Here is a 15,633-nt window from a genome sequence, read left to right on the forward strand (position 1 = left end):
AGAAATCAGAACGAAACGCCACCTTCACCAACCAGTTTTTCGAGCGCCCAGATCAGGACGAAGTCGATCAACACGATCAGCACGGCAAACGAAAATACGGTCGGGTCGAGCGAAGACACGGTGCGGCTGTACATCCAGATCGGCACGGTCATCACATCGATGGTGTAGAGGAAGTAGGTCACGGTGAATTCGTTGAACGAGACGATGAACGCCAGCAGCATGCCCGCCAGGATCCCCGACTTCATCAACGGCACCACCACATCGACAATTGCCCGCAGCGGCGACGCGCCGAGCATTTGCGCGGCCTCTTCGACTTCGCTGCCGATGGAGAGCATGGCCGCCGTGCAGTTTTTCACCACGAACGGCAATGCGAGGATCACGTGGGCAATCACCAGGCGCGAGGTGGTCATCTGGAACGGCAGGCTGTCAAACACCAGCAGCAACGCCAGACCCAACACCACCATCGGGAACACCAGTGGCAACGACATCAATTGCAGCGCCACGGCCTTGCCACGGAACTCGCAACGGGTCAGCGCGTAGGCCGCTGGCACCGCGATGATGGTCGCGAAGACCATGGTCAGGCAGGACACCATCAGGCTGGTGGTCATGGCTTTGCCCAGGCTCAACACATCGCTGGCGTCCGGCGACACAAAGGTGTGCCAGGCGGCCTTGTACCATTGCAGGCTGTAGCTGCTCGGCGGGAAGTCGAGGTTCGACGCGCCGCTGAACGACATCACGATCATGGTCAGGATCGGCAACACCGCCAACAGCAGGATGAAGCCCGAGAGGATGCCGGCAAACTTGCCGGTATCACCCGGCAACAGCGACTGGCGCTTCTTGGTCAGGGTACTCATTGCGAAGCCTCCAGCATGCGGCGACGGCGGCCAGTGATGTATTCGGACAGGGTCATGATCGCGAGGGTGGTGACGATCAGCACCACACCGGCGGCGGACGCGGCGGGCCAGTTCATCAGCGGGGCGATCTGGTCATGCACCATCACCGCCAGCATCGGCACGCGCCGGCCACCGAGCAGCAACGGCACCACGAAACTGCTGGCGTTGTAGGCAAACACCAGGGTCGCACCGGTAATGATCCCCGGCAGACTCATCGGCAATACCACCTGGCGGAACACCTGGAAGCGACTGGCGCCGAGGGTCGCGGCGGCTTCTTCGTAACTGCGGGCGACGCCGCGCATGGCGCTGGCAATCGGCAATACGGCCAGCGGGAAGGCAGTTTGCACCAGGCCCATCAACACGCCGTTCTGGTTGTACAGCAGCATGATCGGGCGCTTGATCAGGCCCAGGCCCATCAGGGTCTGGTTGAGCATGCCACCGGGACCGAGGATCACCAGCCAGCCGTAGCTTTGCAGCAACAGGTTGACCAGCAAGGGCAGCAACACTGCCGCAAGGAAGATCCGGCGCACGAACGGCGAGGTCAGGCGCGACATGGTGTAGGCCACCGGTATCGCCAGGATCACTGCGATCACCGCGCTGATCAGCGCCAGGCGCAGGGTCAGCATCAGCGATTTGAGGTAATAGGGTTCCAGCAACTGGGCGTAACTGGCCAGGCTGAACCCGGACCATTCCGCGCCTTTGGTGCCCACGCTCATGCGCAGTACCAGCAGGCTCGCGGCAATCAGTACGCCAAGAAACAGCATCGACGGCGAGAGGAAAAACCAGGCCCGCGTCGTTGGCGAAACACCCCGAGCGGCGCGCACGGGGGCGGCACTCACCGGATGAGTCAGAGGTTGGTGTTCCATAGCAAAGGTCTCGTCAATGGAAAGCAGCTGACAAACACAAGACTCAAGCTCACTTTGCCCCCTGTGGGAGCGAGCTTGCTCGCGATGACTGCCTATCAGTCGCCAATGATGTCGACTGACACTCCGCTATCGCGAGCAAGCTCGCTCCCACAGGGGATCTTCAGTGTTTGAAGATCCTGTGTACGTCACTCGATCAGGAAGAAAAGATTTCCGTGTAACGACGAATCCATTGGTCATGCACAGTCGCCAGGAAGGCGTTGTCGTGCATGATCGCCTTCTCGGCAATCTGCTCCGGCGTGAGGATGTACGGGCTCTTGCGCGCTTCGGCGGAGATGATCGCCTTGGCGTTGACCGGGCCGTTATAGATGTCTTCAGCCATCTTGCCCTGCACCAGCGGGTCCAGAGAGTGGTTGATGAAGGCGTAGGCCATGTCGGTATCGCCCGGACGATTCTTCGGCATCACCGACAGCATCAGGTCGGTGTAGAAACCTTCCTTCATGCCGAACGTGGCGCCCAGGCCGTAGTTCGGATCGCGGATCTGTTTCGGGAAGAACGCTGGTGCGTACAGGCCGCCCATGTCCAGGGAACCGGTGCGGAACAGTTCGGCGATCTGGTTCGGGTTTTCGCCCAGGGTCACCACACGATCCTTCAGCTCGGCGAGCTTCTTGAAGCCCGGTTCGATGTTGTGTTCGTCACCACCGGCCAGTTTGGCGGCGATGATGATCAGGTCCATGGCCTCGGTCCAGTTCGGCGGCGGCAGGAAGATGTTCGGGGCCAATTCTGGATCCCACAGGGCCGCGTAGCTGTCCGGTGCTTGTTTCTGGGTGCGGGTGCTGTAGACCAGGCTGTTGCACCACAGCAGGTAACCGATACCGTGGCCATTGGCGCCGGTGCGGTATTTCTCCGGTACATCGACGAGGTTGGGAATGCGGTTGAGGTCAGGTTTTTCCAGCAGGTTGGCGGCGGCCAGACCTTCGGCGCCGACGCCTGCCAGGGTGATGATGTCGTACTGCGGACGATCACCGCCGGCCTTGAGTTTGGCGACCATTTCCGAGGTACTGCCGGTGCGGTCAGCGATGACCTTGCAGCCGTACTTGTCTTCGAAGGTCGCGGCGATGTTGCGCAGTGCAGCCAGGCCGGTGTCATCGGACCAGGTCAGCAAACGCAGGGTCTTGCCGGCAAAACGTGTGTCGCTGGCATTGGCCTTGATGAACGGCATGCTCATTGCCGCTGCTGCAACCGAGGCTACGCCCACGGTCTTGATGAATTGACGTCTGTTCAGATCATGCTCGCCCATTACGGACTCCCTTTGTTTTTGTAGGTATAAGGCAGGTCGAAACTGTTGCATCCGCGCGACTGGACCAGCGTTATCCCTCGTATTTTCGGGGGTTTGGCTGAGCCAGCAAGTTCATCCTGAGGTCGTGTAAAACACCTGACTATCGATAAAAACTCATTGAAGCCATGACGCCAGCGCATGCCTCCTGTAGGAGCGAGCCTGCTCGCGAAAGGTGCAGAGGCACCGCGCTCGTTCAGGCTAACCGCGTCATCGTTGACGTCCTTCGCGAGCAGGGCTCGCTCCTACAGGGATTGGCGTCAGACGGCCCGGATCACGTGTTTTATTTCCTGGAAAGCCTGCAAGCCCCACGGCCCCAATTCACGGCCGATGCTGCTCTGCTTGTAGCCGCCCCAGGCGGTCTGCGGAAAGATCACCTGCGGCGCGTTGATCCACACAAGCCCCGCCTGCAATGCGTTGGCGACGCGATCGGCGGTCTGTGCATCGCGTGTCACCACGCTGGCCACCAGGCCAAACTGGCTGTCGTTGGCCAGGGCAATCGCTTCAGCCTCAGAGGAGAAACTGCGCACGCAGATCACCGGGCCGAAAATCTCTTCACACCACAGCGCACTGTCGAGGGGCACTTCGGTGAACACCGTCGGCTGCAAAAAATATCCGCGCGGCAGGTCGGCCGGGCGATTGCCACCGCAAACCAGCTTGGCGCCGGCACTCAGACCGCGGTCGATGTGACCGAGCACGCGCTGGTATTGCGCCTGATTGACCAGCGCGCCCATTTCCACGTTCGGCTCGAACGGGTCGGCCACGCGAATCGCTTCGGCACGCGCCTTCACGCGGGTCAGGAATTCATCGGCCAGCTCATCGGCGACCAGCACGCGGCTGGTGGCTGAGCACATCTGCCCGGCGTTGAAGAAACCACCGCCGCAGGCCACTTCCACCGCCAGGTCGAGATCGGCATCGGCCAGCACCAGCAGCGAAGATTTGCCGCCCAGCTCCAGGCTCACGCCCTTGACGGTTTCCGCCGCCCGTTGCATGACCTGCACACCGACCGCGTTGCTGCCGGTGAACGACACCTTGGCGATTCTCGGGTCCGCCGACAGCGGTGCGCCAACGGCCAGGCCGGTGCCGCACACCAGGTTGAACACACCCGCTGGCACACCGGCTTGGGCGATGATCGCCGCCAGTTCCAGCTCCGGCAGCGGCGTCACTTCCGAAGGCTTGAGCACCACGCAGCAACCGGCGGCCAGGGCCGGGGCGAGCTTCCACGCAGTGGTGACCATCGGGAAGTTCCACGGCACGATCAAGCCGACCACACCGCACGGCTCACGGCGCAGGCGAGCGCTGAAGTCGTCGGTCGGCAGCTCTATCGCGCTGTCTTGTTTGGCGTCCAGGCCTTCGGCCAGGCCGGCGTAATACTCGAACGTGGCGATCACGTCATCAACGTCGATAGCCGCTTCGAACTGTGGCTTGCCGTTGTTGCTCGACTGCAAGTGCATCAGTTTTTCACGATTGGCCTGCACGCCCGCGGCGATTTTGCGCAGGATCGCGCCGCGTGCGGCACCCGTGGTTTTCGACCAGTCTGCGAACGCCTGGGTCGCCGCGCTTACCGCTTGATCAACAGCGTGCTCATCGCCGCCATTCACCGTGGTCAACAGGGCTTCGGTCGCAGGGTTGATCACCCGCAGGTGTTCGTTGCCGGCCGACCACTGGCCGTTGATGTACAGGCCATCCAGCGTTGTAGGGAACGTCATTTCGACACCGCCTGCATCCACTCGGCCTGGTCGATTTCAATCAGGGTCGGGCCTTGGCGATCAGTGGCCATACGCAATGCGCCTCGCAATTGCTCGACACTGCTGACCGCTTCGGCCGCACAACCCAGTGCCTTGGCCACACCGATGAAGTCCGGAGTGTAGATGTCCACGCCGACCGGCTCGATGTCGCGGTTGACCATGTATTTCTTGATCTCTTCGTAGCCCTGGTTATTCCACAGCAGCACGATCACCGGGGTGCGCGCCTCAACGGCGCTGGCCAGTTCCGGCAGAGTGAATTGCAGGCCACCGTCGCCGATCAGGCACACCACCGGAGGACGCGCGCCACCTTCGACGCTGCCACCGAGCCAGGCGCCAATCGCCGCCGGCAAGGCGTAGCCGAGGGTGCCGTAACCGGTGGACGAGTTGAACCAGCGACGCGGACGCTCCGGGTTGAACGTCAGGTTGCCGGTGTACACCGGTTGCGTCGAGTCGCCGACGAATACCGCGTTCGGCAATTCATGCAGCACGGTTTCGAGGAATCGCGTCTGAGCCAGGGTCGGTGCGTCCCAGGTCGCGGCCAGCTCTTCACGCAGACAAGCGGCGCGCACCTGGCCCCAATCGTTGCGGCGCTCGGCCAGGGACTTGTGCGACAAGGCGCTGAGCAAGGCCTGGGCGGCGTTGCGCGAGTCGGCCACCAATGCCACGTGCGGCGGGTAGTTGCGCACGGTCTGGTCCGGGTCGATGTCGACGCGCAGCAGTTGGCCTGGAATCTCGAAGCCACCGGCGAAGGTCACGTCGTAGTCGGTCTCGGCCAGCTCGGTGCCAATGGCCAGGACCACATCGGCCTCGGCGACCAGCGCACGGGTAGCGACCAGGCTCTGGGTCGAGCCGATCAGCAACGGGTGGCCGGAGGCGAGCATGCCCTTGGCATTGATGGTCAGCGCTACCGGTGCGTCCAGCAGCTCGGCCAGTTCAGTCAGCTCGGCCGCCGCGTCGATGGCACCGCCACCGGCGAGAATCAGCGGACGCTTGGCGTCGGCCAGCAATTCGGTCATGCGTGACACGGCGCTTGGCGAAGCACCGGCGCGGTCGATATTGACCGGCAGGCTGGCGAGCAAGTCGTCGGCTTCTTCGACCAATACGTCCAATGGAATTTCGATGTGCACCGGACGTGGACGGCCAGCCTGGAACAGTGCAAAGGCGCGAGCCAACACACCCGGCAACTCCGACGCCGACATCAGGGTGTGGGAGAACGCCGCGACACCGGCACACAGTGCGCCCTGGTTCGGCAGCTCATGCAGCTTGCCGCGACCGCCGCCCAACTGGCTGCGCGATTGCACGCTGGAGATCACCAGCATCGGGATCGAATCGGCGTAGGCCTGGCCCATGGCGGTGGTGATGTTGGTCATGCCAGGGCCGGTGATGATGAAGCACACACCGGGTTTGCCGCTGGTGCGGGCGTAGCCGTCGGCCATGAAGCCGGCGCCCTGTTCATGGCGCGGCGTGACGTGGTTGATGCTCGAACGGGCCAGCCCGCGATACAGCTCAACGGTATGCACCCCCGGAATGCCGAACACCTGCTCGACCCCGTAGTTTTCGAGTAACTTGACCAATACTTCGCCGCACGTCGCCATGTGAATTGCCCTTCTTGTTCGATTTGAGACGCCGGGCATGCGCTGTGTTTATGATGGATTCGCAGGCCCGGGAATGGCCTCATTGGAACGGGCGACAGGTAGCCGCAACAATGGATAAAAAGTCATACTAGCCATGTCCTCACGTCATACCTTGGATCCCAATGAAACGACTGCCTCCCCTGCCGGCGCTGCACACTTTTCTGATTACCGCGCAGTGCTGCAATTTCACCCGGGCCGCCGAACAGCTGCACATCACCCAGGGCGCGGTGAGTCGACAGGTCGCCGGGCTGGAAGATCATCTGGGTTATGAGCTGTTCATCCGCCTGGCCCGAGGCCTGGACCTGACGGCCGAAGGGCGGGAATGGCTGCCACGGGTGCAGCAGATTTTCGGTCTGATCGACGAGGCGGTCGAGCAGATCGGCGAGAAGCGCGAAACCCTGCAACTCAAGGCCCCGACCTGCGTCATGCGCTGGTTGCTGCCGCGTTTGTTGCAATGGCAAAGGGAGCGCCCGGACGTGCCGGTGGAACTGACCACCACGGTCAAGCACGGCGTGGATTTTCATCGCGAGCAGTTCGATGCGGCGGTGATGTACGGCGCACCGCCGGACGATTCATTGATGTCGCAAAAACTCTTCGACGAACAACTCACGCCGGTGTGTTCCAGACCGATGCTCGAAGGCCCCATGCCCCTGCAGACCCCGGCCGATTTGCAACAGCACCTGTTGCTGCACCCGACCCGCGACGAGCGTGACTGGAAGGCCTGGTTGAAAGCCGCGGATGTGCATTTGACCAATGTCGGCAAGGGCCAGCATTTCGAAACACTGGACCTGGCGATGTCGATGGCGTCCCAGGGAACGGGGGTGGCGATTGGCGACTGGTCGCTGATCGGCGATGACCTGAACGCCGGGYGGCTGGTCATGCCATTCGAATTGAAGGTGACAACGGGGCTGGCGTACTACCTTGTTTTCCCCGAAAAACCCGGACCTTCGCCGAAGTTGCGTGAATTGATGGGGTGGTTGGTGGAGCAGGCTCAGAGCCGCTGAACCCTGAAAGGCCTGGTATGTAACCCTGTGGGAGCGAGCTTGCTCGCGATGGCGTCGGGTCAGTCGACATCAATGCCGAATGATCAACCGCTATCGCGAGCAAGCTCGCTCCCACAGGTGATCGGTGTGCTCAATAACCGACCGCAAACCGCTGCCGCGAATGCTTCGGCGTTTCCACTTCGTCGAGCATCGCAATTGCGTAGTCGGCAAAGGTAATCCAGCTGCGCCCTTCGCTGCTCACCAGTAAATCATCCTGACCGAGGCGGAATTTCCCCGTGCGCTCGCCCTCGACAAATTCAGCCGACGGCGACAGGAAGGTCCAGTCCAGTTGCTGTTCCTGACGCAGGTTCCCCAGGAATTCGGCACCGGCACTGGCTTCGGCCTTGTACGCGTCCGGAAAACCTTTGCTGTCGATCACCCGCGTGCCATCCGGCAACAGGAGCGAACCGGCCCCGCCCACGACCAGCAGGCGTTTGACTCCGGCCTGTTTCACCGGCCCGATGACAGCGCTGGCAGGCAGGGTCGCGAAATGCGCGGCGCTGATGACTACGTCATGGCCCTCGATGGTTGCTTGCAAAGCATTGGCATCCAATGCGTCGATGTCGCGCGTGATCACACCGGCACGCTGGCCGATTTTCGCCGTGTTGCGGGCAATGGCGGTAACGCTGTGACCACGACGCAGGGCTTCTTCCAGCAGTTGGCTACCAGCACGACCGGTGGCACCGATGATTGCGATTTTGCTCATGACACTCTCCAGTTGGCTTGAAAGTTTTGATATCAAAGACCTGCTGCCTCTTAAACTCATTCACCCCACTTCATCTCGCCCTTGGCGACCTTGGCGCTCAGCTCCAGGGAGCTTTCATCACCCAGGGTCGGGAAGCGTTTTTTCATCGCCGCGATCAGCGCGGCAGAATCCTTGGCCTTTGCGGTTTCCTCGTCGAAAGCCTTGATGTAAGCGGCGGAGAACTGCACGGCTCCCAGGGAGCGATCGCTCTCGCCGAGGTAATGACCCGGCACCACGGTCTGCGGTTTCAGGGCTTCAATGGAATGCAGCGTAGCCAACCAATCGGCATGGGACTGTGGTGTTTGCGTGTCAGCCATCCACACGTGGATGTTCTGCGCCACCACGACGCCACCGACGACCGCCTTGATCGACGGAATCCACACAAAGCTGCGATCCGGCTGCGGACCCTCAAGACCAACCACCTGCAACTTCTGCCCTTCGAGGTTCAGGCTGTCGCCCTTGAGCACACCTGGCACGATGGTTTTGGCCGGCACGTCGGTGCCCATTTTCGGGCCCCAGAACGCCAGTTTGCCGTCGACGGTTCGCTTGATGTGGTCAACGGTCGGCTGCGAGGCGAGGACCTTGGCCTTGGGGAACGCAGCCGTCAGGGTATCGAGGCCGAAGTAGTAATCCGGATCGCCATGGCTGATGTAGATGGTGGTCAGCTGCTTGCCGCTGGCGCGGATTTTTTCCACCAACTGCTCGGCCTGGGACTTGCCGAATTGTGCATCCACCAGGATCGCTTCTTTCTCGCCGCTGACCAGTACCGAGGTCACCGGAAAGATGGCTTTTTCACCGGGGTTGTAGACATCCAGCGTCAGGGTCGAGGCGGCTGCATGGGCGGCAAAACCGAAGGCCGCGCTTGCCAGCAAAATGCGCTTTAAAGTGGTGAAACCGATCATCTGTTGCTCCGTATTCCGAATGGCTGTCGTGGTCCCTTGTAGGAGCGAGCTTGCTCGCGATGGTCGTAAACGATGACGCGTACTTGCCGGTTAAACGCGGCGCCTGGGGGTCCATCGTCGGAACGCCGCCCGGAGCAAGCTCGCTCCTACAGGGAACAGAGCTTAGTTGCCTGACTCAGTACAAAAAATGCGATGCTTGAACATAGTTTGTTTCTGAAAGCGGGCAAATCATGGATCGTCTTCAAGCAATGCGCGTGTTCGTCACGGTGGTCGACCTCGGCAGCCAGTCGGCCGCCGCCGATCATCTGGAGCTGTCACGGCCAGTGGTGTCGCGGTATCTGGCGGAACTGGAAGACTGGGTTGGCGCGCGCCTGATGCATCGCACCACGCGCAAATTGAGCCTGACCGCCGCCGGCAATGAGATCCTGCCGCGCTGTCGGCAGATGCTCGATTTATCCACCGACATGCAAGCCGCCGTCAGCGAGCCGGATGACGCACCGCGCGGCCTGCTGCGGATCAGCGTCAGCACCTCCTTCGGCCAGGCGCAACTGGCCGATGCCATGGCCGTGTATGTCCGACGCTACCCAGGCGTCAGTATCGACATGCAGATGCTCGACCGCACTGTGAACCTGGTGGATGAGCGCATCGACCTGGCGATCCGCACCAGCAACGACCTGGACCCGAACCTGATCGCCCGCCGCCTGACGGTTTGCCGCTCGGTGATCTGCGCGTCCCCCGCTTACTTGCGCGAACATCCCGCGCCGCAACGGGTCGAGGACCTGAGCCGGCACAATTGCCTGACCCATTCCTACTTCGGCAAAAGCCTGTGGCATTTCGAACAGGACGGCGAGCAGGTTTCTGTACCGGTGCAGGGCAACATCAGCGCCAACGAGGCCAGCACGCTGTTGCGCGCAACGATCGCCGGTGCCGGGGTGGCGATGCTACCCACGTATCAGGCCGGCGTGCACATTCACAGCGGCGAATTGATTCGCCTGCTGCCGACGGCCGAACCCCGGCAAATGAACGTGTATGCGGTGTACGCCTCACGCAAGCACATGCCGGCGGCATTGCGCAGCTTGCTGGATTTTCTGGTGGTGAGGTTTCCGGAGGAACCGGAGTGGGATATCGGGTTGTGAATGGAAACCCTGTGGGAGCGAGCTTGCTCCGGGCGGCGTTCCGACGATGGTGTCAGGTCAGTCGACAACAATGCCGGATGATCCACCGCTATCGCGAGCAAGCTCGCTCCCACAGGAGACATCAGCGTTCTGAATGTCGCGGTACATCCATGACGCGGCTTGCTGGTAACTCACCGGCGCTGACCTATGCTCAAAGTAATACCGAAAGGTATTCGTTCAGAGGTCAACGCCATGAACATCAGAACAAGAAGATACCTCGCGATCTTCATCACCTGCGCGGTCACGCTCGGGCTGTATGGCGCTGCCGCCTGGCGCGTAGAGCAACTGCGCAACCTGCCCCGCGAATATGCGAGCTGCAACTTCGAGCGCTGCATTCCCCACAACGCCACCCTCAACGCCCTCCGGTAACGAAGGGGGTCAGGCTTCGTTGTCCTGATCGGCCTTCAAGCGGTCGCGAAAGGCCTTGGGCGAAATCCCCACACGACGCCGGAACAGGCGCGTGAAGTTGGTCGGATCGGAAAACCCCAACACGTCGGACATTTCATAAATGGTCATGCCGGTGTAGGTCAGCAAACGCTTGGCCTCCAGCAATTGCCGTTCGTGCATGATCTGCAATGCCGGTTGCCCCGCCAGCTCACGACAGGTGCCATTGAGGTGCGACACGGAAATCCCCAGCCGGTGCGCCAGGTCCTCGACCTTGACGTGCTGGCGATAGGTCTCTTCCACCAGTTGAATAAAGCCGTTGAGGTATTCCCGGGCCCGCTGCGGTCGCGCCATGGCGGTGCGACGCTGAATCACCTGGCGGCTGACCCACACCATGATCACACTGACCAGCGAATGCATGAGCATTTCCCGCGCCGGTTGATGGCTGGTGTATTCGTTCTGCAGGGCACTGAACAGGCTGTTGAGGTACTCGGCGTCCTTGCCTGCCGGGTAACTTTCGGCCTGGGCCAGGGCATTGACCGAGTGTCCCAACTGCATTTGAAGGTGCGCGATCAGCGGCGCGGCCAGGGTCACGACAAAGCCTTCCACGTCTTCGGAAAAACGAAAGCCGTGCACCGACAGCGGTGGCAGGATCTGGATCGCCGGTTCCACCAGTTGCGTACGTTGGCCTTCGATTTCAAGCTCTGCCTGACCTTTGAACACGAAGAGCAACTGGCACAAATCAGCGTGGCGGTGGGGTTTGATTTCCCAATGATGTTCGCGACTGCGTTTGGAAATGGTTTCACAGTGCAGCAAGTCCGGGGTCGGCCAATCCAGGCTTTCACCGTAGAGCTTGAACACCGGAATCGAAGGCAGGTCAGGCTTGTTCATCACTTCAATCCAGGTCTCGGAGTAGATGACGGGCGATAATCGCACCGATTGGCAGAATGTACAGGTATCGGCTCAGTTTTCACCTTCAATTGACAGACTCGCAAGGGAAAAATGCAAGCACTCGATCCATAAAAATCATTCACCGGCCCTGGTCGCGTGGAGCTTGCGAGTCATAAAAACAATGAAAACGCTGAAAACCCAAGTCGCCATCATTGGCGCCGGCCCTGCAGGCCTGTTGCTCGGCCAATTGCTGCACAACGCCGGTATCGACACCGTCATTCTAGAACGCCAGGCCCCGGACTATGTGCTCGGCCGAATCCGCGCCGGCGTACTTGAACAAGGCATGGTAGAGCTATTGCGCCAGGCCGGCGTGAGTCAGCGCATGGACGCCGAGGGACTGGTGCATGGCGGCTTCGAACTGGCCCTCGACGGGCGCCAGGTCCACATCGATCTGCACGCCCTGACAGGTGGCAAAACCGTGATGATCTACGGCCAGACCGAAGTCACCCGCGACCTGATGGCCGCTCGTCGGGAGGCCGGCGCGCAGACGATTTATCAAGCCACCAACGTCGTTCCCCATGGCATGAAAACCGATGAAGCGTTTGTCACTTTTGAGAAGGACGGTGAGACCTGGCGACTCGATTGCGACTACATCGCCGGTTGCGACGGCTTCCATGGGGTGGCGCGGCAATCGATTCCCGCCGACAGCCTGAAAGTCTTCGAACGGATCTATCCGTTCGGCTGGCTCGGGATCCTGGCCGATACCCCGCCGGTCCACGAAGAACTGGTCTACGCCCGCCATGAGCGCGGTTTTGCCCTGTGCAGCATGCGCTCGCCGACACGCACCCGTTACTACCTGCAAGTGCCCACCAGCGATCATGTCGATAACTGGTCGGATCAACGCTTCTGGGACGAACTCAAATCGCGACTGCCACAACAGTTGGCGGACAAACTGGTAACGGGGCCGTCCATCGAAAAAAGCATCGCGCCACTGCGCAGCTTCGTGGTCGAACCCATGCAGTACGGGCGCATGTTCCTGGTCGGAGATGCCGCGCACATCGTCCCGCCCACCGGCGCCAAGGGCCTGAACCTGGCGGCCAGTGATGTAAGTACGCTGTTCAACATCCTGCTCAAGGTTTACCGCGAAGATCGCCTTGATCTGCCGGAGAAATACTCGGAAATCTGCCTGCGCCGGGTGTGGAAGGCCGAGCGGTTTTCCTGGTGGATGACCTCGATGCTGCACCGATTCGACGACCACGATGCCTTTAGCCAGCGCATTGCCGAGTCGGAACTGGACTATTTCATCGACTCCGAGGCGGGTCGAAAAACCATTGCGGAAAACTACGTCGGGCTTCCGTACGAGACTATCGAATAGCTTGCTATCGACTTACACTGGCGAGCATTCCCGCTCGCCTTGCCTCGTGCGGGTCAATCACTGCCCGCAGGTTTTCCCGTGACCAATCTCCACCAGCCTGAAACGCTCAAACCCGCCATCCGCAGCGTGCTGATCGCCCTGATGCTGGCGATCTTTCTCGGGGCGCTGGACCAGACCATCGTCGCCGTTTCGATGCCGGCCATTTCCGCGCAATTCAAGGACGTCAGCCTACTGGCCTGGGTGATTTCCGGCTACATGGTGGCCATGACCGTGGCGGTGCCGATCTACGGCAAACTGGGCGACCTGTACGGGCGGCGCAAGCTGATGCTGTTCGGCATGGGCCTGTTCACCCTGGCATCGGTGTTCTGCGGCATGGCCCAGAGCATGGAGCAACTGGTACTGGCGCGGATCTTCCAGGGCATCGGCGCCGGCGGGATGATTTCGGTGAGCCAGGCGATCATCGGTGACATCGTGCCGCCACGGGAGCGCGGTCGTTATCAGGGCTATTTCAGCAGCATGTACGCGGTGGCCAGCGTGGCCGGCCCGGTGCTTGGCGGCTACATGACCGAATACCTGTCCTGGCGCTGGGTGTTTTTGATCAACCTGCCGCTGGGCCTGGGTGCCTGGCTGGTGGCTTACCGTACGCTGGTGGGCCTGCCGATTCCGCAACGCAAACCGATCATCGATTACCTGGGCACCGTGCTGATGATCATCGGGCTGACGGCGTTGTTACTGGGCATCACGCAGGTCGGTCAGGGCCATTCCTGGCGCAGTGCCGAAGTGCTGGCGCTGCTGGCCAGTGCGGTGCTGGTGCTGGGGCTGTTCGTCGTTCACGAGCGGCGGGCACGGGAGCCGTTGCTGCCCATGCATCTGTTCGCCAACCGCAACGCGATCCTGTGCTGGTGCACGATTTTCTTTACCAGTTTCCAGGCCATCTCGCTGATTGTGCTGATGCCATTGCGCTTCCAGAGCGTAACCGGTGCCGGTGCCGACAGCGCCGCCCTGCATTTGCTGCCACTGGCCATGGGTTTGCCGATTGGCGCGTATTTCGCCGGCCGCCGTACTTCCGTGACCGGGCGCTACAAACCGATGATCCTTACCGGTGCTGCGCTGATGCCCATCTCGATTCTTGGCATGGCGTTCAGCCCGCCGCAGGCATTCGTCGTGAGCAGCCTGTTCATGTTGCTCTGCGGGATTTCTTCCGGCATGCAGTTCCCGACGTCATTGGTCGGCACGCAGAACTCGGTGGACCAGCGCGACATCGGTGTCGCCACCAGCACCACCAATCTGTTCCGTTCGCTGGGTGGTGCCGTGGGTGTGGCATTGATGTCGGCGCTGCTGCTGGCGCTGTTGCAGGATTCAAGTTTTGCGCACCTGACCGGTTCGTCGCTGATTGCCGAAGGCAGTTCGGGGAATGTGTTGCTCGACGGGTTGAACGCCGCACCGGGTGAGGCACAGAACGCCTTGCGCGCTGAGCTGTTGCTGACGTTCCGGCACTTGCTGACGGTCAGTGCAGTGGTGTCGCTGCTGGGGTTGGCGGCGGCGATTGCCATGCCGAACATGTTGTTGCGCGGGCGCGAGGACAAAGTTCGATAGGCAGGCCGTACTGCGGCCTTCGCTGGCCGATGCGCAGGTAGTAGACATGCTTGTGGCGAGGGAGCTTGCCCTCGCCACTAAATGCTCATTAACAGTCGACTACTGCCGGGCGCGCAGTTGCTGCTGCAAGTTCTGGACCTGCGCCTGAAGGGTGTTGATGTTGCGGGTGACCTGGCTGCGGAACGCATCGAACTCGGCAGTGTTGGTCGAGCCCTGTGCGGCAGCCGGACGGTTGTCCTGCTGGCTCTTGAGCACGATCATGTCCTGCTCGAGACGCTCGATAGCAGCGCTCGGGTTACCTTGTTTCTTCAGCGCGGTGATATCGGCGCCCAGGCTTTTCAGCTGTGCATCGAGTTTTTCCGAATCGGACGGGGCACTTTTCAAGACGGCCAATTCAGCGCTCAAGGCTTTGACCTGGGCCTGCAACTGCGTATTGGCCGTCTGATGTTCGGTATCCTGGGCAGTCAACTGCGCCAGGCGTTTGTCCAGTTCGGTGGTTTGCGCGGTCATTTGTGCCAGTCGCTTGTCCAGGTCCGAGGCCTGACCGGCAACACCTTGCTGCTGGGCGCCCTGATCCTTGAGTTTGCTTTCCAGCTGGCGGATTTGCAGCTTCAAGGCCTCGCTGTCGGTGGTGACACTGGTCTGGCTGGCAACAACCTTTCCGGAAATGTCCTGCAGTCGCCCTGCCGCTTCCTCACTGATTCGCGCGAAACTTTCCTGGGTCGCCACCAGTTGCTGTTCCATCAGGGAAATCTGCTGAAAGCTCCACCAGGCCAGGCCCGCGAACGCAAAGAACAGCGCCCCGACCAACGCCCACAGGGGGCCGGTGCTCGGCGCCTTGACCTTTACCACCGGCGCCGTGCGCGAATGCACGACCGTGCGGGCAGTGGGCGGAAAATCGTCATCGAGAACGTCTGCACGCAAGCTCGGTACATCGTCAAAGTCGTCGTTGGCATCGTTACGCATGGACATTGAATAAACCTTAGTGAAACACATGATGGCTTTATGCCGCGCAGTATAAACCCCACAGCCGTAACCATTGACCCTG

Annotated in this window: 14 protein-coding genes; 5 read left to right on the forward strand and 9 right to left on the reverse strand. The window is 61.1% G+C overall.

Features of this window, described 5'->3' with window-relative positions:
* Positions 1-5: 5 nt before the first annotated feature.
* The 5 genes from AC1DRN_RS06495 to AC1DRN_RS06515 all read right to left on the reverse strand — a co-directional run bounded on the left by AC1DRN_RS06495 (position 6) and on the right by AC1DRN_RS06515 (position 6,435).
* Entirely contained in the window at positions 6-854 is an 849-nt protein-coding gene (locus AC1DRN_RS06495; protein WP_223460037.1) for an ABC transporter permease, read from the reverse strand.
* The gene (locus AC1DRN_RS06500; protein ID WP_223460035.1) at positions 851-1,759 is read right to left on the reverse strand and encodes an ABC transporter permease; all 909 of its coding nucleotides are present in this window, start codon (positions 1,757-1,759) and stop codon (positions 851-853) included. Before AC1DRN_RS06500 ends, AC1DRN_RS06495 begins: the two co-directional genes overlap by 4 nt.
* Before the next feature lie 193 nt (positions 1,760-1,952).
* Positions 1,953-3,056: an ABC transporter substrate-binding protein gene (locus AC1DRN_RS06505; protein WP_007986100.1), complete on the reverse strand. Its 1,104-nt coding sequence runs from the start codon at positions 3,054-3,056 to the stop codon at positions 1,953-1,955.
* A gap of 296 nt (positions 3,057-3,352) precedes the next feature.
* Positions 3,353-4,801, reverse strand: coding sequence for an aldehyde dehydrogenase family protein (locus AC1DRN_RS06510; protein ID WP_223460033.1), 1,449 nt, complete (start codon positions 4,799-4,801; stop codon positions 3,353-3,355).
* On the reverse strand, positions 4,798-6,435 hold the full coding sequence (locus AC1DRN_RS06515; protein ID WP_223460031.1) for a 5-guanidino-2-oxopentanoate decarboxylase: 1,638 nt from the start codon (positions 6,433-6,435) through the stop codon (positions 4,798-4,800). Before AC1DRN_RS06515 ends, AC1DRN_RS06510 begins: the two co-directional genes overlap by 4 nt.
* Positions 6,436-6,596: 161 nt before the next feature.
* Here AC1DRN_RS06515 and AC1DRN_RS06520 point away from each other — a divergent pair, with 161 nt between their 5' ends.
* The gene (locus tag AC1DRN_RS06520) at positions 6,597-7,478 is read left to right on the forward strand and encodes a LysR substrate-binding domain-containing protein (RefSeq protein WP_477786658.1); all 882 of its coding nucleotides are present in this window, start codon (positions 6,597-6,599) and stop codon (positions 7,476-7,478) included.
* Positions 7,479-7,608: 130 nt separating this feature from the next.
* Here the strand turns inward: AC1DRN_RS06520 and AC1DRN_RS06525 are convergent, their stop codons facing one another.
* Entirely contained in the window at positions 7,609-8,223 is a 615-nt protein-coding gene (locus AC1DRN_RS06525; RefSeq protein WP_223460027.1) for an NAD(P)-dependent oxidoreductase, read from the reverse strand.
* A gap of 56 nt (positions 8,224-8,279) precedes the next feature.
* The gene (locus AC1DRN_RS06530) at positions 8,280-9,164 is read right to left on the reverse strand and encodes an MBL fold metallo-hydrolase (RefSeq protein WP_223460025.1); all 885 of its coding nucleotides are present in this window, start codon (positions 9,162-9,164) and stop codon (positions 8,280-8,282) included.
* Between the two features lie 230 nt (positions 9,165-9,394).
* Here AC1DRN_RS06530 and AC1DRN_RS06535 point away from each other — a divergent pair, with 230 nt between their 5' ends.
* Complete coding sequence (locus AC1DRN_RS06535) at positions 9,395-10,300, forward strand: LysR family transcriptional regulator (RefSeq protein ID WP_223460023.1); 906 nt, start codon at positions 9,395-9,397, stop codon at positions 10,298-10,300.
* Positions 10,301-10,531: 231 nt separating this feature from the next.
* A complete protein-coding gene (locus AC1DRN_RS06540) occupies positions 10,532-10,708 on the forward strand; it encodes a hypothetical protein (protein WP_007986083.1) in 177 nt (58 codons plus the stop codon).
* 9 nt (positions 10,709-10,717) lie between these two features.
* On the opposite strand, the gene AC1DRN_RS06545 is transcribed toward AC1DRN_RS06540, so the two are convergent.
* Positions 10,718-11,614: a helix-turn-helix domain-containing protein gene (locus tag AC1DRN_RS06545; RefSeq protein WP_223460021.1), complete on the reverse strand. Its 897-nt coding sequence runs from the start codon at positions 11,612-11,614 to the stop codon at positions 10,718-10,720.
* A 181-nt stretch (positions 11,615-11,795) separates the two neighbouring features.
* On the opposite strand from AC1DRN_RS06545, the gene pobA reads away from it, so the two are divergent.
* Together pobA and AC1DRN_RS06555 are read left to right on the forward strand one after the other, a co-directional pair.
* Entirely contained in the window at positions 11,796-12,989 is a 1,194-nt protein-coding gene (pobA, locus tag AC1DRN_RS06550; RefSeq protein ID WP_223460019.1) for a 4-hydroxybenzoate 3-monooxygenase, read from the forward strand.
* A 78-nt stretch (positions 12,990-13,067) separates the two neighbouring features.
* A complete protein-coding gene (locus AC1DRN_RS06555) occupies positions 13,068-14,585 on the forward strand; it encodes an MDR family MFS transporter (RefSeq protein WP_223460017.1) in 1,518 nt (505 codons plus the stop codon).
* A 99-nt stretch (positions 14,586-14,684) separates the two neighbouring features.
* Here the strand turns inward: AC1DRN_RS06555 and AC1DRN_RS06560 are convergent, their stop codons facing one another.
* Positions 14,685-15,557: an ATPase gene (locus tag AC1DRN_RS06560; protein WP_223460014.1), complete on the reverse strand. Its 873-nt coding sequence runs from the start codon at positions 15,555-15,557 to the stop codon at positions 14,685-14,687.
* Positions 15,558-15,633 lie beyond the last annotated feature (76 nt).

It is taken from the genome of Pseudomonas sp. P5_B3 (assembly GCF_056400405.1).

What these genes read in the sequence shown, in the direction of transcription:
- AC1DRN_RS06525 (WP_223460027.1), bottom strand. Translation starts at nt 8,223, where the DNA reads ATGAGCAAAATCGCAATCATCGGTGCCACCGGTCGTGCTGGTAGCCAA.
- AC1DRN_RS06540 (WP_007986083.1), top strand. Translation starts at nt 10,532, where the DNA reads ATGAACATCAGAACAAGAAGATACCTCGCGATCTTCATCACCTGCGCG.
- AC1DRN_RS06535 (WP_223460023.1), top strand. Translation starts at nt 9,395, where the DNA reads ATGGATCGTCTTCAAGCAATGCGCGTGTTCGTCACGGTGGTCGACCTC.
- AC1DRN_RS06505 (WP_007986100.1), bottom strand. Translation starts at nt 3,056, where the DNA reads ATGGGCGAGCATGATCTGAACAGACGTCAATTCATCAAGACCGTGGGC.
- AC1DRN_RS06515 (WP_223460031.1), bottom strand. Translation starts at nt 6,435, where the DNA reads ATGGCGACGTGCGGCGAAGTATTGGTCAAGTTACTCGAAAACTACGGG.
- AC1DRN_RS06500 (WP_223460035.1), bottom strand. Translation starts at nt 1,759, where the DNA reads ATGGAACACCAACCTCTGACTCATCCGGTGAGTGCCGCCCCCGTGCGC.
- AC1DRN_RS06545 (WP_223460021.1), bottom strand. Translation starts at nt 11,614, where the DNA reads ATGAACAAGCCTGACCTGCCTTCGATTCCGGTGTTCAAGCTCTACGGT.
- AC1DRN_RS06530 (WP_223460025.1), bottom strand. Translation starts at nt 9,164, where the DNA reads ATGATCGGTTTCACCACTTTAAAGCGCATTTTGCTGGCAAGCGCGGCC.
- AC1DRN_RS06495 (WP_223460037.1), bottom strand. Translation starts at nt 854, where the DNA reads ATGAGTACCCTGACCAAGAAGCGCCAGTCGCTGTTGCCGGGTGATACC.
- pobA (WP_223460019.1), top strand. Translation starts at nt 11,796, where the DNA reads ATGAAAACGCTGAAAACCCAAGTCGCCATCATTGGCGCCGGCCCTGCA.
- AC1DRN_RS06510 (WP_223460033.1), bottom strand. Translation starts at nt 4,801, where the DNA reads ATGACGTTCCCTACAACGCTGGATGGCCTGTACATCAACGGCCAGTGG.
- AC1DRN_RS06560 (WP_223460014.1), bottom strand. Translation starts at nt 15,557, where the DNA reads ATGTCCATGCGTAACGATGCCAACGACGACTTTGACGATGTACCGAGC.